The organism is Bacillus sp. P4_D3 (assembly GCF_056401855.1).
The window spans coordinates 1-967 of sequence record NZ_JBFUIN010001000.1; the positions used below are offsets into that span (position 1 = coordinate 1).

The window sequence follows — 967 nt, forward strand, 5'->3', positions numbered from 1 at the left end:
GTGTTAGTGTGTATGTAGTGGTATTCGCTATATTTCCGTTTGCGGCTAAGTTGTTTCGACAAGCGGATATCCCAAAGCGTTTAATCCCTGGCACAATCGTTCTTGGAGCAGCAACATTTACAATGGATGCGCTTCCTGGATCACCACAAATTCAAAATGTAATACCTACAACTTTTTTTAAAACTGATATTTATGCAGCACCGATACTTGGTATTTTAGGCGCAATTTTTGTTTTAACGTTAGGTTTACTTTATTTAGAGAGTAGGCGTAAGAAGGCAAAAGCAGCAGGAGAAGGGTATTTTGGTTTTAACGATGGAAAGTCTGAAATGGCAGCATCTTTACAATTAGAACAAAAAGATATACCGATACTAAGCAGTATTGAAATCACAAGAGTACAGCAAGTAATTGCGTTTGTACCACTTATTTTAGTAGGTGTAATGAATAAAGTTTTCACAATCATGATACCAAAGTGGTATCCAAATGGTTTTGATTTCTCAGCTATTGGTATGAAAGCATTTGGAAAAGTAGAATTAAGTGCGGTAGTTGGAATTTGGTCTGTAGAATTGGCACTTATTATAGGGATTTTATCAACGCTTTTATTATATTGGAAACGAGTAGTAACTGGATTTCAAGCTGGATTGAATACAAGTATTGGTGGAGCGCTACTTGCAACAATGAATACAGGAGCTGAATTTGGATTTGGCGGTGTTATTGCAGCACTTCCAGGTTTTGCAATTATGAGAGATAGCATCTCTGCAACTTTCACGAATCCATTAGTGAATGGGGCAGTAACGACGAATATTTTAGCTGGAATTACAGGGTCAGCATCAGGAGGAATGGGGATTGTTTTAAGTGCGATGGGAGATAAATTTATTGCAGCGGCCAATCAATATGATATTCCATTAGAAGTTATGCACCGCATTGTATCAATGGCATCAGGCGGAATGGATACATTACCACATAATGG

Annotated in this window: 1 protein-coding gene; it reads left to right on the forward strand. The window is 37.8% G+C overall.

The window, feature by feature from the left end; genetic code table 11:
* Positions 1-967, forward strand: a 967-nt coding sequence (locus tag AC1DTM_RS28675; protein WP_477001511.1) for a GntP family permease, incomplete at both ends; no start/stop codon positions are given.